Here is a 24,802-nt window from a genome sequence, read left to right as displayed (position 1 = left end):
TCAGAGCGGCGGCGGCGGCAGCGGCGCGCGCGGCGCCACGCCCGGCACCACGTCCTCCGGCGCCGGCGTCAGCGAGTGGACGATCGCGAGACGCCGCATCAGCTGGTCGACCGCATCGTTCTGCATGTCGCCGTACAGGATGTCGGCTTCCTGCGCCTTCGCGTTCGTGTACTGGTCGCTGTACGTCATCGCGCGGTTCAGCGCGATCGCGCTCGGCGGGATCAGCACGGTGCCGTCCTTGCTCGTCAGCGTGTAGTTCAGCGTATAGAACAGTGCGTATTCCTGCGCCGAGCCGTACTTGTTGAGCGTCAGCGTGTTCTGGCCACGCGACTCCCACATGCGCAGCACGGCGTCGGCGTCGTCCGCCGACTTGACGATCTTCGTGTCGCTGCCGGCCTCGATGAGGCGCACGAGGCGCGCCTCGACGGGCGCCGGCGCGCCGGCCACCAGCAGGTGCTTGAACGCGTAGTCCTGCTGGCCGCGCAACTGGAAGCCGCATGCCGACAGTGCGACCGCGCTGCCGACGAGCATCAAAAACGATCTGCGGATCACCTTCGCTCCTTCTGGGTACGTCCGATGGCCGGCGGCCGTCAGACGACGATGTTCACGAGGCGGCCCGGCACGACGACGATCTTCTTCGCCGGCTTGCCGTCGCTGAACTTCGCGAATGCCTCGTCGGCCACTGCCGCGGCTTCGATCGCCTCGCGGCTCGCGTCCTTCGCGACCTTCAGCGCGCCGCGCACCTTGCCGTTCACCTGCAGCACGAGTTCGATCTCGGCCTGCTCGAGCGCGGCCTCGTCGACCTTCGGCCACGGCGCGTCGAGCAGCGGACCGAATTCGTCCGCATAGCCGAGTGCCTTCCACAGCTCGAACGTGACGTGCGGCACGACCGGGTACAGCACGCGCAGCAGCACGCCGTACGCTTCGCGCAGCACGCCGGGCGTCGCGCCCTTCGCGCCGTCGATCGCGTTCAGCATCTTCATCGTGGCCGACACGACCGTGTTGTACTGCAGGCGCTGGTAGTCGAAATCGGCCTGCTTCAGCACGCTGTAGATCTCGCGGCGCAGCGCCTTGTCGGCTTCGCCGAGCGCGGCTGCATCGAAGCCCGCACGGGCGGCGAGCGCTTCGCGGTTGCCGTAGCCGAAGCTCCACACGCGGCGCAGGAAGCGGCTCGCGCCTTCGACGCCCGAGCCCGACCACTCGAGCTGCTGCTCGGGCGGTGCGGCGAACATCACGAACAGGCGCGCGGTATCGGCGCCGTACAGGTCGATCAGCACCTGCGGATCGACCCCGTTGTTCTTCGACTTCGACATCTTCTCGATGCCGCCGAGCACGACCGGCTCGCCGTCCGCGTTCAGCGTCGCGCCGACCGGGCGGCCCTTGTCGTCGTGCGTGACCGTCACGTCGGCCGGGTTGTACCAGGTCTTCTTGCCCGATGCGTCTTCGCGGTAGAACGTCTCGTTCAGCACCATCCCCTGCGTGAGCAGGTTCTTCGCCGGCTCGCCGAACTTCACGAGGCCGAGGTCGCGCATCACCTTGGTCCAGAAGCGCGAATACAGCAGGTGCAGGATCGCGTGCTCGATGCCGCCGATGTACTGGTCCATCGGCATCCAGTAATCGGTGCGCGCGTCGACCATCGTGTCGGCGTCCGGCGCCGTGTAGCGCGAGAAGTACCACGACGAATCGACGAACGTGTCCATCGTGTCGGTTTCGCGCTTCGCGGCCGCGCCGCACTTCGGGCACGAACAGTTCAGGAACGCTTCCGACTTCGCGAGCGGGTTGCCCGAGCCGTCCGGCACGAGGTCTTCCGGCAGCACGACCGGCAGGTCCTGCTCCGGCACCGGCACGTCGCCGCACGACGGGCAGTGGATGATCGGGATCGGCGTGCCCCAGTAGCGCTGGCGCGATACGCCCCAGTCGCGCAGGCGCCACGTGACCTGCTTGTCGCCGAAGCCGCCGGCGTTCAGGTCGGCCGCGACCGCATCGACCGCTTCCGCGTAGCGCAGGCCGTCGTACTTGCCGCTGTTCACGCAGACCGCGGTTTCCTTGTCGCCGTACCACTCCTGCCATGCGTCGAGCGAGTACGCCTGGCCTTCGGCCGAGATCACCTGCTTGATCGGCAGGCCGTACTTCTTCGCGAACGCGAAATCGCGCTCGTCGTGGCCCGGCACGCCCATCACCGCGCCTTCGCCATAGCTCATCAGCACGTAGTTGCCGATCCACACCTCGACCGGCTCGCCGGTGAGCGGGTGCTTGACCGAGAAGCCCGTCGCGACGCCCTTCTTCTCCATCGTCGCGACGTCGGCTTCGGCGACGCCGCCGCGCTTGCATTCGTCGATGAACGCCTGCAGTTCCGGCTTGCCCTGCGCGAGGCGCGTGGCGAGCGGGTGCTCGGCCGCGATCGCGCAGAACGTGACGCCCATGATCGTGTCGGCGCGCGTCGTGAACACGCGCAGCAGCGCCTGCTCGCCGTCGAGTTCGTACGGGAAGCCGAAGTTCACGCCGAAGCTCTTGCCGATCCAGTTCTGCTGCATGATCTTCACGCGCTCGGGCCAGCCGAGGCCGTCGAGGTCGTTCAGCAGCTCATCGGCGTACTGCGTGATCCGCAGGTAGTACATCGGGATCTCGCGCTTTTCGACGAGCGCGCCCGAGCGCCAGCCGCGGCCGTCGATCACCTGCTCGTTCGCGAGCACGGTCTGGTCGACCGGGTCCCAGTTCACGGTGCCCGTCTTCTTGTACGCGATGCCCTTCTCGAGCATCTTCAGGAACAGCCACTGGTTCCACTTGTAGTAGTCGGGCTTGCACGTCGCGATCTCGCGCGACCAGTCGATCGCGAGGCCCATCGACTGCATCTGGCCCTTCATGTAGTCGATGTTGTCGTAGGTCCACTTCGCGGGCGGCACGCCGTTCGCCATCGCGGCGTTTTCGGCCGGCATCCCGAACGCGTCCCAGCCCATCGGCATCAGCGTGTTGTAGCCGTTCATCCGCAGATAGCGGTACATCACGTCGTTGATCGTGTAGTTCCGCACGTGACCCATGTGCAGCTTGCCGGACGGGTACGGCAGCATCGACACGCAGTAGAACTTCGGCTTCTGCGAATCTTCCTGCGTCTTGTAGGCATCGGCTGCGCGCCAGTCGCCCTGGGCGGCGGCTTCGACGTCGGCGGGTACGTATCTTTCGTGCATGGTGTGGTTCGGGCTAGGCTTTAAGCGGCGCGACGGCTCGCGCGCAGAAGTGGATCGAAAGGCGTGCTTGCCCGGCGCAGGAACAGGCGGGCTGCTTCCGGGCCGGGAAAAACGTCGATTATACCGCCCGCGCCGGCCCGCACGGCCGGTCTCGCGGGCCGGGGCCCGCAACGACGGCGTGTCAGGGTTTCGGCGCGGCGGCGGCCGGGGCGGTAGCGCCGGCCTGCGGCGGCACGTCGGTCACGAAGCCGATCCGCGTGAGGCCCGCGGCCTGCGCGGCGCCCATCACCTGCGCGATCACGTCGTAGCGCGTCGCGCGCGATGCGCGCAGCCGCAGTTCGGGCGGCGCGCCGCCCTCGGCGGCGGCCCGGAAGCGCGCGGGCAGTGCGTCGAGCGCGACGGGCGTGTCGTCCCAGTACAGCTTGCCGGCGTCGTCGATCGACAAGGTGACGGATTGCGGCGTGTCGCGCGCGACGCTGGCCGCGACCTTCGGCAGGTCGAGCCGGATCGCGTGCGTCATCAGCGGCGCGGTGATGATGAAGATGACGAGCAGCACGAGCATCACGTCGATCAGCGGCGTCATGTTGATCTCCGCCATCGGCGCGGACGTCTTGTGGTGCTCGAGCCCGCCGAATGCCATGGTCGCTCCTCCCGGGGCCTTGAGTCAGGCGCCTTCCGCGCACACGAACACGTGCAGGTCGCGCGCGAAACCGTCGAGTTCCTCGGCGAGCTGCCGGACGAGCCGCCCGAGGATGTTGTAGGCCAGCACCGCCGGAATCGCGACGACGAGCCCGAACGCGGTCATGATCAGCGCCTCGCCGACCGGCCCCGCGACGTTCTCGATCTGCGCCTGCCCGCTCGCGGCGATGCTGCCGAGCGCGTGATAGATGCCCCACACGGTGCCGAGCAGCCCGACGAACGGCGCGGTGCTACCGATCGACGCGAGCAGCACCTGGCCGAATTCGAGACGCCGCTGCGAGCGCAGCATCGCGTGGCGCAGCGCACGCAGCACGCGTTCGCCGCGCTCGACGCGCGCGGCCAGCGCGGCCGGGTCGTGGTCGCCGGCGGCGTCGCGCGCGGCTTCGGCGAGCGGCACGAACACGCGCTCGCGATCGGCGCCGGCGAGCGCGGCGATGCCCGCGTCGAGCGACGGCGCGCGCCAGAACGCGGCGAGCGCACGCGGCCCCTGCCGCTTCGCGCGGACCAGGAGCCAGGCTTTCATGAAAAGGAAGCACCAGCTGGCGACGGACATCGCCAGCAGGACATAGGCGACCGCATGCGTGATCGCATCGCCGCTTTCGAGGTAGTGGACAACGCCGGTGGGTATCGCCATCGGAGTTTCCCCGTGGGTCAGCGCAGGCCGAGCACGTCCTGCATGTCGAACAGGCCGGCGCCGCGCGCCGACAGGAAGCGGACCGCGCGCAGCGCGCCCTGCGCGTACGACACGCGGCTGGACGACTTGTGCGTGATCTCGATGCGCTCGCCGACGCCGGCGAACAGCACGGTGTGGTCGCCGACGATGTCGCCGCCGCGCACGGCCGCGAAGCCGATCGACGACGGATCGCGCTCGCCCGTCACGCCGTGACGGCCGTAGACCGCGCACTCGTCGAGCGAGCGGCCGAGCGCGCCGGCGACGGCTTCGCCCATCATCAGCGCGGTGCCCGACGGCGCATCGACCTTGTGGCGGTGGTGCGCCTCGATGATTTCGATGTCGTAGCCGTGCGAGAAATGCTGCGCCGCGAATTCGAGCAGCTTCAGCGTGACGTTCACGCCGACGCTCATGTTCGCCGCGAACACGATGCCGATCTTGCCCGCAGCAGCCTGCAGCTCGGCCTTCTGCTCGGCGGTGAAGCCGGTCGTGCCGATCACGAGCTTCACGTCGTGGCGCAGCGCGGCCGCGATGTGGGCCATCGTGCCTTCCGGGCGCGTGAAGTCGATCAGATAGTCGGCCTGCGCGAACACGGCGTCGAGGTCGTCGGTCAGCTTGATCCCGGTTTCCTTGCCGAGGAACGCACCGGCGTCCTGGCCGAGGAACGGCGAATCGGCGCGGTCGAGCGCGCCGACGAGCTGCGCGTCGGGTTCGTTGAGAACGGCTTCGATCAGCATCCGGCCCATTCGGCCCGATGCGCCGGCAATCGCAATCTTCATGGCTTTCTACACGACAGGTCTAAAGGCGGGCGGCGCGAGCCGCCCCGGTTCCGCAAGCCGGGCTTACTGCGCCGGCGCGGTGAGCGGCTGGTTCTGCAGGTTGTCGGAGCCTTGCGGGCCGACCGGCGGCGACGCCTCGTTCGACACGTTCGGCTGCGGCGGACGATGGAACTGGAACTGCGGCTGGATCGCCGGCGCGGCGCCCGGCGGCTGGCCGCCCGGCACCGGCGCGCCGCCCGAAGCCTGCGCGGCCGGCGTGAACCGGCGCGACCCCGAACCCTGCCCCGACACCTGGTTGGTCGCGCGGTTCGCCGCGCGGGCAGCCTGTGCGTTCGCATCCTGGTCGACCACTGCGCTGGCCGCCGGGCTGGCGACAGCCTCGGGCGCCGGCGCGTTCGCCGCTTGCGCAGCGCTCGCGGCGGCGGCTTCGGACGCCTTCTTCGCCGCTGCGGCAGCCTTCGCCTTCTTGCCGCCGCGGTCGCCGTCGATGTCGGCCAGCAGGTCGAGCTCGGACGGCAGGTTGTCGGCGCCGCTCCAGCTCGCGAGACGGTCACCCGAGAAAGTCACCACGAGGTCGCGCTGCTGGACGATCGACGTCGAGCCGCGCTTGAAGTAGAAGAGGTAATCCCAGCGATCCGCGTGGAACATGTCCGCGAGCAGCGGAGTGCCGAGCAGCGCGCGGACTTGCTCGCGCGTCATGCCGGCCTGCAACTGCGCGGCTTTCTCCTGCGACACGAAGTTGCCCTGCACGACGGTGATCCGATAGGGCGTGATGCTCTGCGCAATGCGCTGCGTCACGCTGTCGTACGACGAACAACCCGCCAGCGCGACGACGGCGGCGGCAGCGATGATGGCACTCCGCATGCGACTCCTCTGAAAGTGCGAAAGCGATTCTGGGATCATTTCCTTCACCGTGCTGGCCCGCGAACAGGCCGCGCGTGTTTCTGGAACGGCGAAAAGCCGGTAACATTGAAGCCCTGCATTGTACTCTAGGGACGCCTAGCCATGACCAATCCGACGGATCTCAAGAATATCGGGCTAAAGGCCACCCTACCGCGCCTCAAGATTCTCGAGATCTTCCAGCAGAGCCCGGTACGCCACCTGACCGCAGAAGACGTCTACCGCAACCTGCTCAACGAGCAGCTCGACATCGGGCTCGCCACCGTCTACCGCGTGCTCACGCAGTTCGAGCAGGCCGGCCTGCTGTCGCGCAGCAACTTCGAATCCGGCAAGGCCGTGTTCGAGCTGAACGAAGGCTCGCACCACGACCACCTCGTGTGCCTCGATTGCGGCCGCGTCGAGGAATTCTTCGATGCCGAGATCGAAAGCCGCCAGCAGGCGATCGCGAAGGAGCGCGGCTTCCGGCTCCAGGAGCACTCGCTCGCGATGTACGGTTCGTGCACGACCGAGAACTGCCCGCACCGCAAGCACTGATCGCTGATTCGCGCGCGTCACGCACGCAGCACGGCCCGGCCGGCATCTCGCCGCCCGGGCCGTGATTCTTTTCGGGTCGGGTCGCGTCGCGCGGGCCGGCCGCAACGCTTACGAATGCCCTTCGACGCTCGCGCAGGCCGGCTCGAACTCGAGCGCCCAAGCGACCTCGAGCGGGATCTCGTCGCAGTTCGGTTGCGGGCCGCCGCGATCGACGATCACGAAATCGCTGACCGCGTCGAGCGCGAGCAACGGATGGTGCCAGACGCCCTTCGCATAGTTCACGCCCTGCCAGCCCTCGGCGAGGAAAGCGCGCATCGCGTCGGGCCGGAAGTCGCCGGCCGGCGCGACGACGATCGCATAGCGCGACACGGCCGCGAGCGGGATGAACGCCTGGCTGCCGTGCGGATGGCGCTCCATCAGCGTGACCGCGACCGGCAGCGCGCGCGGCTGCGCGCGAAACACGCTGACGAGCGGCCGGCCGCCGTCCGCGCACACGTCGATCGTCGCGAGATCGTGAAAGCGCTCGGTCGTGCCGCCGTTGATCGGGAAGTGCCGCGCGCCTTCGAGCGCGATCACGTCGCCGAACGGCGCGAACGCCTCGCGGGTCAGGCGCTCGACGCGCAGGATGCGGGATCCGGTCATGACGTCGCCCTCCTTCAGGCCGGCTCGCCCCACAGACGCAGGCGCGACACGCCGCCGTCCGGGAAGATGTTGAAGCGCACGTGCGTGACCGGGCCGAGCGCGGCGAGCTGATCGAACGTGTGCACGTGATCCATCTGCAGCTTCTGTTCGCCGAGCAATTCGGCCCAGAACATCGCCTGCGTGACGAGCGAATCGTCGGTGCCGCCCGTCACGTGCGCGGCCTGCAGCGAGCAGCGGTCGGGGAAGTTGCCCTTGAAGAATGCCGTGTCGACCTCGACGCGCCGGATGATGCCCGGCCGCGCGAGCGCGACGATCGCCCAGTCGTTGCCGGGCTCGCGGCGCCGTCGCGTTTCCCAGCCGTCGCCCATGTTCGCGCCGCGCCCCGGCATCAGCATCTGCGACGCCGGCCCGAAGTGCTGGTTGTTCGCGGCCACCAGATAGCCGCCGTTCTCGATCGCCGCGAGATCGACGAGCTCGCCGGCCGGCACGTGACGCCAGTCGCGCTGCGGCTGGCCGTACACGCGCAAGCGCGCGAGCCCGCCGTCCGGATACAGGTTCACGCGCAGGTGCGTGACCGGCCGCGCGTCGTCGACGCTCACGTAATGATGTGAATTGCCCTGCAGCGTCGTCGCAGGGACGATCGTGCGCCATTCGGTGCCGTCGGGCGGCGTGTCGCCGTCGACCGCGCACGCGTCGATCGACGCGGCCGGCGGGAAGTTGCCGGTGAAGTGGCTCGTATCGAGATCGACGCCGTAAATCACGCCCGGCCGCGCGAGGCGCACCACGCAGAAATCGTGGCCGGTCGTGCGCTTGCGGCGCGTTTCCCAGCCGTCCATCCATTTGCCGTGGTCGTCGTACTTGCCGGGAATGAACACGGCCGGCTCCGGATTCAGCATGCGCTCCTTCGGCGCGAAGAATTCGTCGCTGGCGAGCAGCGCCTGCGCACCGAGGCGCGGGTCGGCGAGGTTCATGTAGCGCCGCGTGAAAGCCGGCGCGTTCGGATCGAGGATGGGGGCTGCCATGTCGTCTCCATTATTTTGAGAAGCGCCGGCGCGTCGGTGCGCCGGTCACGGGATTTCGTTCGCGGCGGTGCGGCCAGGGGCGCCGCGCCGCGCGAGCGTCGCGCTCAGAGCGCGTGGGCCTGGTCGCCGGCGACCGGTGCGGCGCTGCCCGGCGCGTCGGCCACGTAACGCAGCTCGCGGTCCAGCACGCGTTTCGCACGGGCGCGGTCGATGTCGTTCTCCCACACCGCGACGACGACCGTCGCGACGCAGTTGCCGATCAGGTTGGTCAGCGCGCGGGCGATGCCGACGAACCAGTCGACCGGCAGGATCAGCACGAGGCCGAGCACGGGAATCGCGGGAATCGCCGACAGCGTCGCCGCGAGGATCACGATCGCCGAACCGGGGATGCCGTGCGCGCCCTTCGACGTGACGAGCGACACGAGCAGCACGACGATCAGGTCATGCGTCGACAGCGGCGTGTTGGTGGCCTGCGCGATGAACAGCACCGCGAGCGTCAGGTAGATCGAGAAGCCGTCGAGGTTGAACGAATAGCCGGTCGGGATCACGAGGCCGACCGTCGAATCCTTGATGCCCATGTATTCGAGCTTGCTCATCACCTGCGGCAGCACCGCGTCCGACGACGCCGTGCCGAGCACGATCGACAGTTCCTCGCGCAGGTAGCGGATCAGCTTGAACACCGAGAAGCCCGCGAGCCGCATCACCGCGCCGAGCACGACCGTGACGAACACGAAGCAGCTCAGGTAGAACACCGCGACGAGGTAGCCGAGCTGCTTGAGCGACGCGACACCGTACTTGCCGGTCGTGAACGCGATCGCGCCGAGCACGCCGAGCGGCGCGAGCTTGATGATGAAGCCGATGATCCGGAAGAACACGTGCGACAGTTCCTCGATCAGCGAATTGACGCGCTGCGCCTTGTCGCCGAGCAGCGACAGCGCGGAGCCGAACAGCACCGCGAACACGAGGATCTGCAGGATGTCGCCCTTCGCGAACGCGTCGATCGCGGTCTCGGGGATGATCTTCATCAGGTAGCCGGCCGTGTCCTTCAGGCCTTCGGCGTTCTTCGCGTACGTCGCGAGCGACGCCGCGTCGAGCGAGCGCAGGTCGATGTTCATCCCGACGCCCGGGCGCGTGAGCCATGCGAGGACGAGCCCGATGCCGAGCGCGAGCGTCGTCATCACCTCGAAGTAGACGACGGCCTTCAGGCCGACCCGGCCGACCTTCTTCAGGTCGCCCGCATTGGCCATCCCGCTCACCACGACGCAGAACACGATCGGGCCGATGACCATCTTGATAAGCTTCAGGAAGCCGTCGCCGAGCGGGCGCAGCGACTCGGCGAAGTGCGGGAAGAACGCGCCTAGCGCGACCCCCAGGATCAATGCGACGACTACCCGGCCAAACAGCGAATTGAGGAATTTCGACACGGCGCTCTCCCGATCCAACGGTTGCAGTTTCGTCTGTTCATACTGGTAAGACCAGTGATGTTATGGTGGATAGTAGGAAGCCGATATAGTGACGTCAAGGACGGACAAAATAGGGATTTCCCGCCCCTCCCCGCCCGGTTCCGGCGTAATGGAAAGGGGCGGATCGTGGCTTTCCCGTAGGACGGTCGTGCACCGCCTGCGTGCGGATTACAATGCCGGTCAGACCGGCCATCGTTCACATCATGAAAAACGTTCCGCATACCGTGACCGACGCCGCCATCGCGACGATCCGCGAACGGATCGAGGCAGGCGTTTATCCGGTCGGCAGCCTGCTGCCGGCCCAGCGCCAGCTCTCCGAGGAGCTGGAGATCAGCCGCGCGTCGCTGCGCGAGGCGCTGTCGACGCTCGAGGCGCTCGGGATGCTGCGCATCCGCGCGGGCAAGGGCGTCTACGTCGAAAGCGCGCAGGCATCGGCCGCGCATCCGTGGCAGTTCGCCGAACAGTCGTCGCCGCCCGACACGTACCAGATGCGCTATGCGCTCGAAGGATTCGCCGCGCGGATGGCTGCGCACGTCGTCAGCGACGACGACATCGCATGGTTCGAGGACAACCTCGCCGACCTGCACGTCGCGCTGACCGACAACGCGATCGACGAAGCGTCGCAGCTCGACTTCGACTTCCACATGCGGATCATCCATCTCGCTGGCAACGCGGCGATCGAGTCGATCCTGCGCAGCAGCGCGGACATCATGAAGGAAAGCCAGCGCATGCCGTTCTACCGGCGCGAGCTGCTGCTGTCGACGTGGCACGAGCACCGCGCGATCGTCGACGCGCTGATCGCGCGCGACGCGGCCGCCGCGGGCACCGCGATCGAAACGCACATCGCGAACGCCGCGCAGCGCGCAGGCATCTTCTTCCCGACGCCGGGCGCGTAACGCGCCGCCGGCGCCCCAGCCGCGCGGTCGTCCCCAGTCACCCTTCCGACGGATCGCGATACGCGAGCGCGCGCTCGATGAACGCGCGTGCCGCGACACTGCGGTACGCACCCTTGCGCGTGAGCAGCGCGGCCGTACGCGTCGGCAGCGGCGGATCGATCTCCAGCGCGCACAGGTCGCCGCTCGCGCGGGCGATCGCGTCGGGCAGCACCGTCGCGAGCCGCCCGCATCGCACGAGCTCCAGCACCGCGCTGATCGTGTTCGTCTCGATCGCGATCTTCGGCCGTGCGCCATGCTCGATGAAATACCGGTCGATGCGCTCGCGCGTCGCGAACGCGCGGCTCAGCAACACCAGCGGCTCGCCGCCGAGCTCGCCCGGCGTCAGCGCGCGGCGGCGCCGCGCGAGACGGTGCATGCGGCCCGTCACGAGCGCGAGCGGCTCGTCCCACAGCGGCAGCGCATCGATGTCCGGCGCGCGCGGCGGCATGAACGCAAAACCCGCGTCGAGCCGGTCGTCGGCGAGCATGGCCTCGATGCGCTCCTGCGGCATCGCGTCGATCGTCAGCGCGACGTTCGGATAATCGGCGTGGAAGCCGTCGATCAGCGAGCCGCTCAGGTAGGCCGCGAAGGTCGGCATCATCGCGAGCCGCAGCGACCCGCTGCCGAGATCGGCGACGTCGTGCAGCGCGCGCTCGCCCGTTTCGAGCTCGTGCAGCGCGGCGCGCGCATGGCGCGCATAGACCTCGCCGAATTCGGTGAGCCGCACCGCGCGGCCCGAGCGGTCGAACAGCTGCACGCCGAGCGTGTCCTCGAGCTGGCGCACCTGCTGCGACAAAGTCGGCTGCGACACGTGCAGCGCGTCGGCCGCGCGCGTGAAACTGCGCTCCTCGGCGACGGCCAGGAAATAGCGTATGTGGCGGAGAAGCATCGCGGCCAATGTATTGGTTTCACCAATGGATACCATAACGATCCAGTCTTGGACGCTATGGGACGACTCCCGCATCATACGCACATCCGCTCCCGTGCCTCGCCTGTCACCGCACCGAAGCGGCCCGCCCGGGCCCGCCGCACGACGATCCGCCGCCCGCCCGATCGGGGCCCGGCCGCGTTTCGCCCGGCGCGCATCGGTTCACCGCCGATCCGTTGACGCCAGCCCCGATTTCCATCACCCCGCGCAGCCGACGGTCCCGTGCCGCCGGCCGGCGCCGCTGTTTTTCGCGACCATGGAACCGCATCAAGACAACCATCCTCCCCTCACCCGCGGCATGACGCTGCTGTTCGCCTGCGCGTGCGGCATCGTCATCGGCAACATCTACTACGCGCAGCCGCTGCTCGCCGCGATCGCGCACAGCTTCGGCCGCGCGCCGACCGAACTCGGCTATCTCGTCACGCTGACGCAGCTCGGCTATGCGGCGAGCCTGCTGCTGATCGTCCCGCTCGGCGACGCGGTCAACCGCCATACGCTGATCGTGCGGCTGCTGATGCTCAACGTCGTCGCGCTGGCCGCGGTCACGTTCAGCACGAACTTCACGATGTTCGTCGTCGCGAACGTCGCGGTCGGCTTCGTCACCTGCTCGACGCAGCTGCTCGTGCCGTTCGCGGCATCGCTTGCCGACGCGCGCTCGCGCGGCCGCGCGGTCGGCACCGTGATGAGCGGCCTGTTGCTCGGCATCCTGCTCGCGCGCGTCGCGGCCGGCGCGATCGCCGACTGGTTCGGCTGGCGCGCGGTGTACGGCGTCGCCGCGGTGATGGTGCTCGCGCTGACCGGCGTGCTCGCCGCGAAGCTGCCGAAGGATCGCCGCGACACGCGCGTCGACTATGCGGCCCTGATGAAGTCGCTCGTCGCGCTGGTGCGCGCACAACCGCTGATCGCGCTGCGCTCGTCCTACGGCGCGCTCGTGTTCGCGTGCTTCAGCCTGCTGTGGACGGGCCTCACGTTCCTGCTGAGCCAGCCGCCGTACGGCTATTCCGAAGGCCGGATCGGGCTGTTCGGCGTCGTCGGCGCGGTGGGCGCGCTCGCGGCGACGTCGGCCGGCCGGCTCGTCGATCGCGGCCACGGCAATGCCGCGACGGGATTGTTCGCGGCGGCCGTGCTCGCGTCGTTCGCGCTGATCGCGACCGGCTCGCACTCGCTCGCGGCGCTGATCGCCGGCATCCTGCTGCTCGACATCGGCGTGCAGGGCACGCACATCTCGAACCAGAGCGTGATCTACGCGCTGGCCGGCAACGCGCGCAGCCGCGTGACGACGATCTACCTGACGAGCTACTTCATCGGCGGCGCGTTCGGGTCGTTCGCGGCGAGCGTCGCGTACCGCATCGACGGCTGGCGCGGCGTATGCATTGCCGGCGCGGCGCTGTCGGGCGTGCTGCTCGCGCTGTGGCTCGCCTCGCAGCGCGCCGGCACGCGGCAGGTCACGCAGTAATGCGGTCGTCCGCTTCCGCCGCCTGACGAACAAAGGCACGCCGCGCGAATCGCGGGCGTGCCTGTTTGACGACGTCGATACCGTGCGTGACGCGCTGGCGCCGGCCGCTCACGCGGCCGCGTCCGCGAAATCGATCAGCACCTTCATCGCGCGCTGCCGATCGCCTGCCAATTCGAACGCGAGGTTCGCGTCGCGCATCGGGAACACGCGCGTGACGGCCGGCCGCAGGTCGACGCGCCCCGCATTGATCAGCTGCACCGCGAGCGCGAATTCCGCGTGGAAGCGGAACGATCCGCAGATCGACAGCTCCTTCGCGACCACGACGTTCTGCGGCAGGCTGACGTCGCCGCCGAGCCCCAGCTGCACGACGACGCCGCGCGGCCGCATCACGTCCAGCCCGTCGCGCAACGCGCGCGCATTGCCCGAACACTCGATCATCACGTCGAACGTGCCCTTGTCGGCGGCGTAACGCTCGACCCAGCCGGCATCGGCCGCCGCATTGATCGTGCGGTCGGCGCCGAGCGCGCTCGCCACTGCCAGCGGCGCCTCGACGACGTCGGTCGCGACGATCTCCGTCGCACCGTGCACGCGCGCCGCCGCGACCGCGAGCACGCCGATCGGCCCGCAGCCCGACACGAGCACGCGCTTGCCGATCAGCGGGCCCGCGCGCGACACCGCATGCAGCCCGACCGCGAACGGCTCGGCGAGCGCCGCGAGCGACAGCGGCACGTGGTCGGCAACCTTCACGCACTGCACCGCGTCGCACACGAGCGCGTTGCGGAACGCGCCCTGCACGTGCGGCATGCGCATCGCGCTGCCGTAGAAGCGCATGTCGAGACACTGGTTCGGCAGCCCTTCGAGGCAGTAGCGGCACGCGCCGCACGGCCGGCTCGGGTTGACAGCGACACGGTCGCCGACTTTCACCGACGTGACGTCCGGCGCGACTTCCGCGACCGTGCCGGCCACCTCGTGGCCGAGCACCATCGGCTGCTGCAGCCGGATCGCGCCGAAGCCGCCATGCCGGAAGTAATGCAGGTCGGAGCCGCAGATGCCGCCCATCGCGACATCGACGCGCACCTGGCCCGGGCCGATCTCGCCCGCGTCCTGCTCCTCGACCCGCAGGTCGTTCGGCCCGTGGATCACCACACACATGCAACGCATACGCATGACACGCTCCTTGTCAGACGGCACTGGTCAGCCCGCCATCCACGAACAGCGTCTGGCCGTTCACGAAATCGGATGCGGCCGATGCGAGGAAGATCGCCGCGCCGCACAGCTCGTCGGCGCGCCCCCAGCGGCCGGCCGGCGTGCGCTTGCACAGCCAGTCCGAGAACGCCGCATCGTCGACCAGCGCGCGATTCAGTTCGGTTTCGAAGTAGCCGGGCGCGAGGCCGTTCGCCTGGATGCCGTGGCGTGCCCAGTCGGCGCACATCCCTTTCGTCAGCATCCGCACTGCGCCCTTGGTCGCGGCATACGGCGCGATCGTCGGCCGCGCGAGTTCGCTCTGCACCGAGCAGATGTTGATGATCTTCCCGTGGCCGCGCGCGATCATGTGCCGCGCGACGGCCTGCGCGACGTTGAACACGCCGTCGAGGTTCACGCGCATCAGCGCCTGCCAGTCGTCCGGTTCGAAGGTGTCGAGCGGCGCGCGGCGCTGGATGCCGGCGTTGTTCACGAGGATGTCGATCGCGCCGACGCGCGCCTCGAAAGCGTCGATCGCCGCGCGCACCTGCGCGTGCTCGGCGACGTCGAACGCCGCATGGTCGGCAGCAAAACCTTCGTCGCGGAAACGGCGCGCGAGCGTCGCGGCCTTCTCCTCATTGCGATCGTTGATGACGATCGCGGCGCCGGCTTCCGCGAGCCCGCGGGCGAGCGTGAGCCCGATTCCGCGTCCGGAGCCGGTAATCAGTGCGCGGCGGCCGTCAAGGCGGAACCGGTCAAGCGCATGGGTCATGGATGTCTCCTCGTGCCAGTCGAGCCGGCGGCCCATCGCGGCCGGTCTCGCGTCGACGCTATCTTCCGCCGCCGGACGGAACCCGCGCCAATGGTCTTTTTTGATCCGGTTATCATGAAATCTGATTACCGCCTTCCCGAGCCTGCCGCCCATGGAACTCAAGCAATTGCGCGCCTTCGTCACGCTCGCGGAAGAGCTGCATTTCGGGCGTGCCGCGCAGCGCCTGTTCATCGTGCAGCCCGCGCTGAGCATGCAGATCAAGGCACTCGAGGAAGAGCTGGGCGCGCGCCTGTTCGAGCGCGACCGGCACAAGGTCGAACTGAGCGACACGGGGCGCGTGTTCCTGCCCGAGGCGCGCGCCACGCTGCAGCAGGCCGCGCGCGCGGAGCAGCTGGCGCGGCTGTCGAGCCGCGGCGAAATCGGCACGCTGCGGATCGCGTTCGTGTCGTCGGTGCTGCCCGCGCTGCTGCCGGCCGTGCTGCGCACGATGCGCGAGCGCTATCCGCTGATCGCGCTCGAATTGAAGGACATGCCGACGCCCGACCAGATCGCCGCGCTGCGCGACCGGCGCATCGATTTCGGGATGATCCGGCTGCCGGCCGCGTATGCGGGCATCGACACGCGCGTGGTGCTCGAGGAGGGATTCGTCGTCGCGCTGCCGCTCGGCCATCCGCTGGCCGTGCATGATGCGATCGCGCCGGCCGCGTTGCGGGGCCAGCCGGCGTTCGTGCTCGCGCGCCGCTACGCGCCCGGCTTTCACGACGACATGCTGCTCGCGCTGAGCCGCGCGGGCACGACGCTCGAGATTGCGCAGGAGTTCGGGGAATTCACGACGATGCTCGCGCTCGTCGCGGCCGGAATGGGGATCGGGCTGATCCCGGCGGAAGCCGCGAGCGCGCTGCCGCCGAACGTGCTCGCGCGGCCGCTCGACCTGGCCGGGCATCGCACCGGCATCGGCCTCGCGTGGACCGATCTCGACAGCCCGTTGAAACGTGCGTTCGTCGATGCGATCGAGCAGGTGACGGCGAACGCCGGGCAATAAAAAACCCGGCCGGGAAACCCCGGGCCGGGCTCGTTCGCTGCGCAAGCCGCGTTGCGGCGGCCGCGCAACGTGCGGGATTACTTCGCGTTCGCGAATGCGACTGCCGTATCCAGCATGCGGTTCGAGAAACCCCACTCGTTGTCGTACCAGCTCGACACCTTGACGAGGCGGCCCGACACCTTGGTCAGCGTCGCGTCGAACGTCGACGAAGCCGGGTTGTGGTTGAAGTCGATCGACACCAGCGGTGCGTCGTTGTAGCCGAGGATGCCCTTCAGCGCGCCTTCCGATGCTTCCTTCATGATCGCGTTGACTTCCTCGACCGTCGTGTCGCGCTTCGCGATGAACGACAGGTCAACGACCGACACGTTGATCGTCGGGACGCGGATCGCGTAACCGTCGAGCTTGCCGTTCAGTTCCGGCAGCACGAGGCCGACGGCCGAAGCCGCGCCCGTCTTCGTCGGGATCTGGCTGTGCGTGGCCGAACGCGCGCGGCGCAGGTCTTCGTGATAGACGTCCGTCAGCACCTGGTCGTTCGTGTACGCGTGGATCGTCGTCATCAGGCCGGTTTCGAGGCCGATCTTGTCGTTCAGCGGCTTGACGAGCGGCGCGAGGCAGTTCGTCGTGCACGATGCGTTCGAGATGACCGTGTGCTCGGCCTTCAGCACGTTGTGGTTCACGCCGTAGACGATCGTCGCGTCGACGTCCTTGCCGCCCGGCGCCGAGATGATCACCTTCTTCGCGCCGCCCTTCAGGTGCGCGCTCGCCTTTTCCTTCGTCGTGAAGAAGCCCGTGCATTCCATCACGACGTCGACGCCCAGCTCGCCCCACGGCAGTTCGGCCGGGTTGCGGTTCGCCAGCACGCGGATCTTGTCGCCGTTCACGACGAGGTAATCGCCGTCGACCGACACTTCGCCCGGGAACTTGCCGTGCGCGGTGTCGTACTGGGTCAGGTGCGCGTTGGTCTTCGCATCACCCAGGTCGTTGATCGCGACGATCTCGAGATCGTGCTTCTTGCCGTTTTCATAGAACGCGCGCAGCGTGTTGCGGCCGATACGGCCGTAGCCGTTGATTGCGACGCGAATCGTCATGGTCTATCTCCTGATGGCTGAAAAAATTCGTTTCGTGCAGCTTCACGGTGCGACGCGCGCGCGGGGTGGCGCGCGTCGCTTATGGTCTTAGGCCAGTACGGCCTTCGCGGTCTCGACGACGTGTTCGACGGTGAAGCCGAAGTACTTGAACAGCACGCCGGCCGGTGCCGATTCGCCGAACGTGTCGATCCCGACGACGCCGCCTTCGAGGCCGACGTACTTGTGCCAGAAGCTCGTCACGCCCGCTTCGATCGCGACGCGGCGCACGCCGTGCGGCAGCACGCGTTCGCGGTATTCGGCGTCCTGGCGGTCGAACACGTTGGTCGACGGCATCGACACGACGCGGGCCGCGATGCCCTGCTGCGCGAGCGGCTCGACGGCCTTCATCGCGAGTTCGACTTCCGAGCCCGTCGCGATCAGGATGATCTTGCGCGCGACGATCTCCTCGTCCCAGTCCTTCAGCACGTAGCCGCCCTTCGCGATGTTCGCGATCTGCGCGTCGGTACGCGGGTTGAACGCGAGGTTCTGGCGGCTGAAGATCAGGCTCGACGGACGATCCGCGGCGACCGCGTGCGTCCACGCGACGGCCGTCTCGACCGTGTCGGCCGGACGCCACACGTCGTGGTTCGGGATCAGGCGCAGGCTCGACACGTGCTCGATCGACTGGTGCGTCGGGCCGTCTTCGCCGAGGCCGATCGAATCGTGCGTGAACACGAAGATCGACGGCACCTTCATCAGCGCGGCGACGCGCAGCGCGTTGCGGCTGTAGTCGGAGAACGTCAGGAACGTGCCGCCGAACGGCTTGTGGCCGCCGTGCAGCGCGAGGCCGTTGATCGCGGCGCTCATGCCGAATTCGCGCACGCCGTAGTTGATGTGGTTGCCCAGCGCGACGCCCGGGCCTTCCGGATTCGCGCGGACCGCCTTCGACGCCTTCCAGTTGGTCAGGTTCGAGCCGGTCAGGTCGGCCGAGCCGCCGAGCAGTTCGGGCAGCGCGGCAGCCAGGCCTTCGATCGCCTGCTGCGACGCCTTGCGGGTCGCCACCGTCTCGCCGCGCTCGTTCGCGCCGGCGATGATCGCTGCCGCCTTCTCGGCCCAGTCGGCCGGCAGCTGGTTGGCCATCCGGCGCTCGAATTCGGCGGCTTCTGCCGGGAACTTGGCGCGATAAGCAGCGAACGTCGCGTCCCATTCGGTTTCGGCGCGCTTGCCGGCTTCCTTCGCATCCCATGCCGCGTAGACTTCCTGCGGAATCACGAACGGCTCCCACTTCCAGCCGAGCGCTTCGCGCGTCTTCGCGATTTCTTCCGCGCCGAGCGCCGCGCCGTGCACGTCGTGGCCGCCGGCCTTGGTTGCCGCGCCCTGGCCGATCACCGTCTTGCAGCAGATCAGCGTCGGCTTGTCCGACAGCTTCGCCTTCGCGATGGCCGCGTCGACCGCGTCGACGTCATGGCCGTTCACGTTCGGGATCACGTTCCAGCCGTATGCCTCGAAGCGCTTCGGCGTGTCGTCGTGGAACCAGTTCACGACGTCGCCGTCGATCGAGATGCCGTTATCGTCGTACAGCGCGATCAGCTTGTTCAGCTTCAGCGTGCCCGCGAGCGAGCAGGCTTCGTGCGAGATGCCTTCCATCAGGCAGCCGTCGCCGAGGAACACGTACGTGTGGTGATCGACGATCTTCGCGCCGTCGCGGTTGAACTCGTCGGCCATCAGCGCTTCGCCGAGCGCCATGCCGACCGCGTTCGCGAGGCCCTGGCCGAGCGGGCCGGTGGTCGTCTCGACGCCCGGCGTGATCCCGTATTCCGGGTGACCCGGCGTCTTCGAGTGCAGCTGGCGGAAGTTCTTCAGCTCTTCGATCGGCAGGTCGTAGCCGGTCAGGTGCAGCAGCGAGTACAGCAGCATCGAGCCATGGCCGTTCGACAGCACGAAGCGGTCGCGGTCGGCCCAGTGCGGGTTCGTCGGGTTGTGCTTCAGGTGGCGCGACCAGAGCGCGACGCCGATTTCGGCCATGCCCATCGGCATGCCGGGGTGGCCGGAGTTCGCTTGCTGGACGGCGTCCATCGCGAGCGCACGGATCGCGTTGGCCATCAGGGTGGTGGAGGCGGGAGACGAAGTCGTCATGTCGAGTCCGGAGAACGAGTCGAGGAAACGGGGGCACGGCGGCATCCGGAAGCTCGAGCGTCAATCGTTCCCGGCGCGCGGTGCGGCGCCTGACGGACGCGAAGCGGACGGAGCCTACGGACGGGGCTGCAAAGCTCGTCATTTTAACAGATGGGCTGACATTTCCCTTGTCGGCGCGTAGTGTTCCGGCACGGTTTTCCGTCAAAGCGCCGGCCTCCTATAATTCAGACGTCGGAACTGCCTGCCCCCGAGTGGCCCGCCCGTGAGCACCACCCTTCTCTTTCACCCTACGCCCCACGCCACCTACGGCTTCCCGAATGCCCGGCGGCTCGCGCACGTCGCGTCCCCGCACCAGCAGATCGAAGTCTGGGAAACGCCGCAGCTCGGCCGCCTGTTCACGCTGGACGGCCGGCCGATGACGTCGGTCGGCGACGAGTACGTCTATCACGAGTGCATGACGCACCCGGCCGCGCTCGCGCACCCGTCGCCGAAGAAGGCGCTCGTGCTCGGCGGCGGCGACGGCGGCGCGGCACGCCAGCTGCTCAAGCACGCGTGCCTCGAGCGGATCGTGATCGCGGAGCTCGACGACGAAGTGATCGGGATGGCGCGCCGCTATCTCGACGACGTGCACCAGGGCGCGCTCGACGACCCGCGCGTCGAGGTCGTGATCGGCGACGCCGCGCATTTCGTCGACTCGACCGTCGAGCATTTCGATCTCGTCGTGTTCGACCTCACGCCGCCCGATTCTCCGGCGGCCGGCCTCTATACGCGCGCGTTCTACGCGCGGCTCAAGCGCATTCTCACGCCGTGCGGCGCGATCTCGTTGCATCTCGGCTCGCCGGTGTTCCACGCCACGCGCATCGCCGCGCTGCTCGACGACCTGCGCGCGAGCTTCGCGGTCGTCGATCCGCTGTCCGCGCACGTGCCGCTGTACGGTTCGCAGTGGCTGATGGCGATCGCGAGCGACACGCTCGACGCGGCCGCGCTGTTCGCGCACGACATCGACGAACGGCTCGCGGCCCGTCGCGTCCACGGCCTGCGCTACTACGATGCGCGGCTGCATGCGTCCCTCTTTGCCCTGCCGCGCGCGCTGCGCGATACACTGGGCGTTCGCCGCTGAGCGTCCGGTCGGCCGTATCGTTCCGCCATTCCGTCGAGGTCCTGCATGGTTCGCCGTGCGAAACACGGAACCGGAGCGACCCGGACGCCGCGCCACCCTGGTCCCACAGGAGATTTTCATGACCGATCCACGTCCGGCCAACGTGCCTTGGTTGACGCCCTACCTGGCCGTACGCAACGCGCGCGCGGCCATCGATTTCTTCAAGGCCGCCTTCGGCTTCGCGCTGCGCGACGTGCACGACGAGGACGGCGCGATCATGCACGTCGAGATGAGCTACCGCGGCCAGCTGATCGTGATGTTCGCGCCCGAAGGCGCGTTCGGCTCGACCGCGCTCACGCCGAAGAGCTCGAACTCGACCGCACCGCAATCGTTCTATCTGTATGTCGACGACGTCGACGCCACCTGGCAGCGCGCGCTCGACGCAGGCGCGAAGTCGCTGAGCGCGCCGCAGGACCAGTTCTGGGGCGACCGCTTCGCGCAGATCGAGGATCTCGACGGCTACCGATGGGCGCTTGGACGCCGTCTCGACGCATGACCGACACCGCAACACGCATGAACGAAGCCACCACTACCGCGGCCGTGCCGCGCTTTTTCGTCGACGCCGCATTGCGCGCCGACGCCACGCTCGCGTTGCCGGCCGATGTCGCGCGCCACGCCCAGGTGCTGCGCCTGCAACCCGGCGACATGCTCGCGCTGTTCGACGGCAGCGGCGGCCAGTACCGCGCGCGGCTCGTCGAGATCGACAAGCGCAGCGCGATCGTGCAGATCGAGGCATTCGAGGCGGCCGAAGCCGAGCCGCCCTACCGCGTGACGCTTGCGCAAGGGATCGCCGGCGGCGACAAGATGGACTGGGTGATCGAGAAGGCCGTCGAGCTCGGCGTCGCGGCGGTCGTGCCGCTGTCGACCGCGCGCGGCGTCGTGAAGCTGTCCGGTGAACGCGCGGACAAGCGCGTCGCGCACTGGCGCGGCGTCGTGCGTGCGTCGTGCGAACAGTGCGGGCGCAACCGTGTACCCGACGTCGCGCCGGTCGCCGGCTTCCACGCGTGGCTCGATACGTTGCCGGCTGCGCCGGCCGACGGCGAGTTGCGACTGCTGCTGTCGCCGCGTGCGAGCATCCCGTTCGCGTCGCTGCCCGACGCGCCGCCTGCGGCTACCATCACGCTGCTGATCGGCCCCGAAGGCGGGCTGTCGCCCGACGAGGAAAGCGCGGCGCGCGCCCGCGGGTTCACCGCGTTGTCGCTCGGGCCGCGCGTACTGCGCACCGAGACGGCCGGCGCGGCCGTGCTCGCGGCGTTGGCAGCGCGCTGGGGCGGGTGGTAAAGCGCGTCAGCGGGCCGCGTTCAACGGCTCGATGTCGATGACGCCGGAACCCTTGAGCACCGACGCCAGCGCGTCGATGCTGGCCGCATCGGGTTCGAATGTCGGCGCGGCAACCCGCAACGGCGGCGTCGCCCGGATCGCCTGGATCAGCGGCCCGCGGTAGCGCAGGTTCATCATCATCTGGACGGCCTGCACGACGCTGATCGGCCGACCGTCGTGCCGGAACGTCGCGGCATCCACCGTATCGTTCCAGCCCTGGATGAAGCCGCCGGCATCGATCCGCGTGTTCAGGTCGATCCATCGCTGCTTCTTCGCGTCGACGCCGTCGGCCGACGCCTGCATCGCGTCGGCCGCGCGGTTCACTTCGGCATCGTGCTGCGTGCGCCATGCCATGTAACCGAGCGCGAACACCATGTTGTCCGGCAGGATGTCGTCTTCCTGCACGACGTCGAACAGCCGCCGCGGCGCCTGGTTCGCGACGAACTCCGGCGTCAGGATCCAGACGCTCCCGTTGCGCAACGCGCCGGTCGTCCTGCCGAGCGCGGGCTCGCCGCTATCCACCACGATGCGTGTCAACAGCCGCGCATCGACCAGTTCGTTCATCTGGCCGGCCAGCGCCGACGATGTGTGAATCGCGCCGGCCACCGCCGCATACTGGTCCGGTGTCGAGCGTGTGCGCAGGTCGGCAAGCAAGCGCTCGACGGCCGGATACGCGGCCTGCGACGCCGGCATCGGCGCCGGGTCGGCAGCGACGGCATCCGCAGTCGCCACGCCGGCCATCGACGCCACGGCTACGGCAACCAGCAGCCCTCGTGCGAAAACGTTCATCGTTGACTCCCTGTTTCGAATGTCCGGCGCGCCGGCAACGTGCACGACGGCCAGCGTGCTGCCGATTACTTGTCGGCGTCGCCGTTCGCGTCCCGTATCTGGCTCATCAGCGCGTTGGCGACGGGTCGCAGCACCTGGGCGGGGGCATCCATGATCCAGCCCTTGCCGTCCGTGCCATGCAGGTCGATCCGGCCTGTCATCGGCCGGCTCGTCGACGCGTGGTCGAACACGGGTACCAAGCCCTTCAAGAACGTCGCGAGGTATGCCGCGCGCGCGTTGTCGTCCTCCGAGCGCGGCTCGTCGATCTTCTCCTGCAGCGCCCTCAAGCCAGGCTCCACCTCGGCGACGCGGCACGCGAATTCGACCGTCGCGATCGATTCGCCTTCCACGGATTCGTTCGGTTTCCGGGTCGAGCCGGTGGCCTTGCACTCGGAGCGCGCGAGTGCATGCTGAAATGACTCGATCGCCGCGGTGGCCGGCCCACTCACCGTTGCGCGCACCGTCGCCGGCACCTTGTTCAGGATCGAGGCGACGATAGCCTCGCTCACCTTGTCGGCGAGCTTCGCCACGGCCGCCACGTCGAGCACACCCTTGCCGTCGAAGTGCGTGCGGGTTGCCTCGTTGAACTGCTCGGCCTTCGATACGTCGCCATTGACGAATGCGCCGAGATACAGGTCGGTGGTTTGCTCGGGCGTCAGCACCGCGGCCTGCGCGGCCAGCGGGATGCCGAGCGACAGTACGCACGCGGCCAGCGCGTGCGCGAGCGGACGGCGCGCACCGGCGCGCGCCGCGAATCGGGTAGCGGTCATGGGAAAGCGGCCCTCTGTCGAATGATTGTGTTGTGCGCCCGTCGCAGTGACTGCGATCGGGCCGAGCGATTGTCGCGGAAAAAAGTGCGCGATGAAAGGCGTTTGTCGGGCCAGGTCAGGCATGCACGCATCGCGCAGGCGCAAAAAAGCCCGCTCGAGGCGGGCTTCTTGCCGGATCGGCCGCGGGCCGATGCGTGCTTACGCGAACGAGTAGAACACGCGGAACGCAACCTTGCGCTCGGCCCAGAACTCCGCCGCCTCGCGGAACACGTCGAGCAGCGTCTCGCGCCCTTCCTTGTCGAATTTCTGCGCGATCGGCAGCCCCTCGAGGACGATCACGAAACCGGGCTGCGCGCCGGCCTTCGCGACGAGGTCGGTCAGGCAGTCGTACAGCGCGTCGTAGTTCTTCCCGAAATGCTTCGGGAACAGGAACGACGTCGCGATCGTTTCCATCACTTCCTGCTTCGACTGCGCGGCGCCGCAATACGCGAACAGGAAGTGCTGGCCGAGCCGGCTGGCTTCGTCGGCGAGATCCTGCACGCGGAACGCGCGGATCGACTGCACGAGATTGGGTCGCACGGTCGTGAAAAGGCTCATAGGCTCCTCGTTCGATGAAAGCCCGGGCTCGGCTTCCTGTTGCTCCGGCGTGCCGCCAGCCTGCGCCGCCGCGTGCAGTTGAATCACGCGCTGAAACAGATTGCCGTCGCCGGCCGCGAACAGTTCCGCCGCCGCCGTATCGTGCGCGTAGATGGAGTCGCTCATGCCATTCGTCCCGAAGTCATTCAACAATACGTTTAAAACTGTTGTAGTGGTCGCCCGTGTAATAACAGTTGTCGATCCGGCGCAAGGGCCCGCCACAGACGATCCGGCGCGCGCCGCGATTGCGGGCACGCGGCGTCGGCACCGTGTATTCATGGTAGTAGCCGCGCTTCGCCTTCGGCAGGATCCGCTCGCGGTTGCCGAACACGACGCCGTCTTTCTCGTACGGATAGGGGCCGCCCGCGCCGATCAGGCCCAGCGTGGTCACGGCCTCGCGCGGAAGACTGGCAGCCGGAATCGTGTCGAGCCCGCTGGCGGCCACGTCGGCCGGAACGGCCTCCCGTGCGTAAGCGGCGGAAACCAGACTACCCGCCGGCGTGCCGACGATACCCATCGCGAACATCGCGAAGACGGACGCGAGCGCGCCGTTGCGGAGCCACTTGCGTGCCATGAACCAGGGTTCCCGCTGTTAAATCAAGTAGTTGACGACCAACAAAGGCGTTAGCGTAGCGTTATTGGCCGCGCGAATCAATGTCCGTTTGGGAATCGAAAGC

At 68.3% G+C, this 24,802-nt stretch carries 25 protein-coding genes; 7 read left to right on the top strand and 18 right to left on the bottom strand.

Annotation, left to right across the window (positions count from 1 at the left end):
• From lptE to DIE03_RS27210, 6 genes are all read right to left on the bottom strand, one after another.
• Positions 1-552, bottom strand: a complete 552-nt coding sequence (gene lptE / locus DIE03_RS27235; RefSeq protein ID WP_124455380.1) for an LPS assembly lipoprotein LptE — start codon at positions 550-552, stop codon at positions 1-3.
• 38 nt (positions 553-590) lie between these two features.
• Positions 591-3,185: a leucine--tRNA ligase gene (gene leuS / locus DIE03_RS27230; RefSeq protein ID WP_124455379.1), complete on the bottom strand. Its 2,595-nt coding sequence runs from the start codon at positions 3,183-3,185 to the stop codon at positions 591-593.
• Between the two features lie 181 nt (positions 3,186-3,366).
• Positions 3,367-3,825, bottom strand: coding sequence for a biopolymer transporter ExbD (locus DIE03_RS27225; RefSeq protein WP_124455378.1), 459 nt, complete (start codon positions 3,823-3,825; stop codon positions 3,367-3,369).
• Positions 3,826-3,849: 24 nt separating this feature from the next.
• On the bottom strand, positions 3,850-4,518 hold the full coding sequence (locus DIE03_RS27220) for a MotA/TolQ/ExbB proton channel family protein (protein ID WP_124455377.1): 669 nt from the start codon (positions 4,516-4,518) through the stop codon (positions 3,850-3,852).
• Between the two features lie 17 nt (positions 4,519-4,535).
• Entirely contained in the window at positions 4,536-5,333 is a 798-nt protein-coding gene (dapB, locus tag DIE03_RS27215) for a 4-hydroxy-tetrahydrodipicolinate reductase (protein ID WP_124455376.1), read from the bottom strand.
• 63 nt (positions 5,334-5,396) lie between these two features.
• The gene (locus DIE03_RS27210; protein WP_124455375.1) at positions 5,397-6,197 is read right to left on the bottom strand and encodes an outer membrane protein assembly factor BamE; all 801 of its coding nucleotides are present in this window, start codon (positions 6,195-6,197) and stop codon (positions 5,397-5,399) included.
• A 141-nt stretch (positions 6,198-6,338) separates the two neighbouring features.
• Here DIE03_RS27210 and fur point away from each other — a divergent pair, with 141 nt between their 5' ends.
• Complete coding sequence (gene fur, locus DIE03_RS27205; RefSeq protein WP_006400349.1) at positions 6,339-6,767, top strand: ferric iron uptake transcriptional regulator; 429 nt, start codon at positions 6,339-6,341, stop codon at positions 6,765-6,767.
• Between the two features lie 108 nt (positions 6,768-6,875).
• On the opposite strand, the gene DIE03_RS27200 is transcribed toward fur, so the two are convergent.
• The 3 genes from DIE03_RS27200 to DIE03_RS27190 form a co-directional block, all read right to left on the bottom strand.
• Positions 6,876-7,409, bottom strand: coding sequence for an ureidoglycolate lyase (locus DIE03_RS27200; RefSeq protein WP_124455374.1), 534 nt, complete (start codon positions 7,407-7,409; stop codon positions 6,876-6,878).
• A gap of 14 nt (positions 7,410-7,423) precedes the next feature.
• Positions 7,424-8,431: an allantoicase gene (alc, locus tag DIE03_RS27195; protein ID WP_124455373.1), complete on the bottom strand. Its 1,008-nt coding sequence runs from the start codon at positions 8,429-8,431 to the stop codon at positions 7,424-7,426.
• Between the two features lie 104 nt (positions 8,432-8,535).
• Positions 8,536-9,855 carry a C4-dicarboxylate transporter DctA gene (locus tag DIE03_RS27190; protein WP_124455372.1) on the bottom strand — a complete coding sequence of 440 codons (1,320 nt, stop codon included), beginning with the start codon at positions 9,853-9,855 and terminating at the stop codon, positions 8,536-8,538.
• Positions 9,856-10,067: 212 nt separating this feature from the next.
• Between DIE03_RS27190 and DIE03_RS27185 the strand changes: the two genes are divergently transcribed.
• Positions 10,068-10,790 carry a FadR/GntR family transcriptional regulator gene (locus tag DIE03_RS27185; protein ID WP_185658227.1) on the top strand — a complete coding sequence of 241 codons (723 nt, stop codon included), beginning with the start codon at positions 10,068-10,070 and terminating at the stop codon, positions 10,788-10,790.
• 37 nt (positions 10,791-10,827) lie between these two features.
• Here the strand turns inward: DIE03_RS27185 and cynR are convergent, their stop codons facing one another.
• Positions 10,828-11,718 carry a transcriptional regulator CynR gene (cynR, locus tag DIE03_RS27180; RefSeq protein WP_124455370.1) on the bottom strand — a complete coding sequence of 297 codons (891 nt, stop codon included), beginning with the start codon at positions 11,716-11,718 and terminating at the stop codon, positions 10,828-10,830.
• A 295-nt stretch (positions 11,719-12,013) separates the two neighbouring features.
• On the opposite strand from cynR, the gene DIE03_RS27175 reads away from it, so the two are divergent.
• Positions 12,014-13,213, top strand: a complete 1,200-nt coding sequence (locus DIE03_RS27175; protein WP_124455369.1) for an MFS transporter — start codon at positions 12,014-12,016, stop codon at positions 13,211-13,213.
• 108 nt (positions 13,214-13,321) lie between these two features.
• On the opposite strand, the gene DIE03_RS27170 is transcribed toward DIE03_RS27175, so the two are convergent.
• Positions 13,322-14,380 (bottom strand): L-idonate 5-dehydrogenase, encoded by a 1,059-nt coding sequence (locus DIE03_RS27170; RefSeq protein ID WP_124455368.1) that lies wholly within the window; start codon positions 14,378-14,380, stop codon positions 13,322-13,324.
• 13 nt (positions 14,381-14,393) lie between these two features.
• On the bottom strand, positions 14,394-15,167 hold the full coding sequence (locus DIE03_RS27165; protein ID WP_124455367.1) for an SDR family NAD(P)-dependent oxidoreductase: 774 nt from the start codon (positions 15,165-15,167) through the stop codon (positions 14,394-14,396).
• A 151-nt stretch (positions 15,168-15,318) separates the two neighbouring features.
• Here DIE03_RS27165 and DIE03_RS27160 point away from each other — a divergent pair, with 151 nt between their 5' ends.
• The gene (locus DIE03_RS27160; RefSeq protein WP_124455366.1) at positions 15,319-16,209 is read left to right on the top strand and encodes a LysR family transcriptional regulator; all 891 of its coding nucleotides are present in this window, start codon (positions 15,319-15,321) and stop codon (positions 16,207-16,209) included.
• Positions 16,210-16,286: 77 nt separating this feature from the next.
• Here DIE03_RS27160 and gap read toward each other — a convergent pair whose 3' ends face one another.
• On the bottom strand, positions 16,287-17,297 hold the full coding sequence (gap, locus tag DIE03_RS27155; RefSeq protein WP_014898111.1) for a type I glyceraldehyde-3-phosphate dehydrogenase: 1,011 nt from the start codon (positions 17,295-17,297) through the stop codon (positions 16,287-16,289).
• A gap of 87 nt (positions 17,298-17,384) precedes the next feature.
• Positions 17,385-19,457 (bottom strand): transketolase, encoded by a 2,073-nt coding sequence (gene tkt / locus DIE03_RS27150; RefSeq protein WP_124455365.1) that lies wholly within the window; start codon positions 19,455-19,457, stop codon positions 17,385-17,387.
• A 217-nt stretch (positions 19,458-19,674) separates the two neighbouring features.
• Here tkt and speE point away from each other — a divergent pair, with 217 nt between their 5' ends.
• The 3 genes from speE (at position 19,675) to DIE03_RS27135 (ending at position 21,852) form a co-directional block, all read left to right on the top strand.
• A complete protein-coding gene (gene speE / locus DIE03_RS27145; protein WP_124455364.1) occupies positions 19,675-20,532 on the top strand; it encodes a polyamine aminopropyltransferase in 858 nt (285 codons plus the stop codon).
• 118 nt (positions 20,533-20,650) lie between these two features.
• Positions 20,651-21,067: a glyoxalase/bleomycin resistance/extradiol dioxygenase family protein gene (locus DIE03_RS27140; protein ID WP_124455363.1), complete on the top strand. Its 417-nt coding sequence runs from the start codon at positions 20,651-20,653 to the stop codon at positions 21,065-21,067.
• A 17-nt stretch (positions 21,068-21,084) separates the two neighbouring features.
• Entirely contained in the window at positions 21,085-21,852 is a 768-nt protein-coding gene (locus DIE03_RS27135) for a 16S rRNA (uracil(1498)-N(3))-methyltransferase (RefSeq protein ID WP_124455362.1), read from the top strand.
• Between the two features lie 6 nt (positions 21,853-21,858).
• Here DIE03_RS27135 and DIE03_RS27130 read toward each other — a convergent pair whose 3' ends face one another.
• From DIE03_RS27130 to DIE03_RS27115, 4 genes are all read right to left on the bottom strand, one after another.
• A complete protein-coding gene (locus tag DIE03_RS27130; protein ID WP_124455361.1) occupies positions 21,859-22,680 on the bottom strand; it encodes a hypothetical protein in 822 nt (273 codons plus the stop codon).
• A gap of 65 nt (positions 22,681-22,745) precedes the next feature.
• Complete coding sequence (locus DIE03_RS27125) at positions 22,746-23,489, bottom strand: hypothetical protein (RefSeq protein ID WP_124455360.1); 744 nt, start codon at positions 23,487-23,489, stop codon at positions 22,746-22,748.
• A gap of 198 nt (positions 23,490-23,687) precedes the next feature.
• The gene (locus DIE03_RS27120; protein WP_124455359.1) at positions 23,688-24,251 is read right to left on the bottom strand and encodes a barstar family protein; all 564 of its coding nucleotides are present in this window, start codon (positions 24,249-24,251) and stop codon (positions 23,688-23,690) included.
• A gap of 16 nt (positions 24,252-24,267) precedes the next feature.
• Positions 24,268-24,699, bottom strand: a complete 432-nt coding sequence (locus tag DIE03_RS27115; protein ID WP_124455358.1) for a ribonuclease domain-containing protein — start codon at positions 24,697-24,699, stop codon at positions 24,268-24,270.
• Positions 24,700-24,802 lie beyond the last annotated feature (103 nt).

This window comes from Burkholderia sp. Bp8992, from assembly GCF_003853705.1.
Lineage (GTDB): Bacteria > Pseudomonadota > Gammaproteobacteria > Burkholderiales > Burkholderiaceae > Burkholderia.
Note: the sequence above shows the minus strand (reverse complement) of the source record. Positions and strands in the feature narration are given on the sequence as shown.